Source organism: Halorubellus amylolyticus, from assembly GCF_034808145.1.
Classification (GTDB): domain Archaea; phylum Halobacteriota; class Halobacteria; order Halobacteriales; family Natrialbaceae; genus Halorubellus.
The window spans coordinates 1-267 of sequence record NZ_JAXHGM010000071.1; the positions used below are offsets into that span (position 1 = coordinate 1).

Sequence of the window (267 nt, forward strand, 5' to 3'; positions counted from 1 at the left end):
CTCTAAGCGCTCTTTCTCAACTATTTAAGAAGCTTTCTTCAAATCAATTTGAGCAAGTACTGGGTCGTGGTCACTTACACGTCCGTGTTCTTTCATAATGTTTGAGTTTAAGTGTAATGGATCTACGATTGTGTGCGGTGCGATTTTGTTTTTTACTAAAATATGATCTAACACTTGTGCATTTACTTCATGGATGTACGTGTAGCGGTTCTCTTTTGGCACTGTGTTTAACATATTTTTTAAGTTTGTTCCCTCTAATGTTTTTAG

Annotated in this window: 1 protein-coding gene; it reads right to left on the minus strand. The window is 36.0% G+C overall.

The annotated features are described in order from the left end of the window. Positions 1–24: 24 nt before the first annotated feature. Positions 25–267 (minus strand): hypothetical protein (locus SM754_RS20675; protein WP_323677953.1); only part of this gene is annotated, 243 nt, incomplete at its 5' end.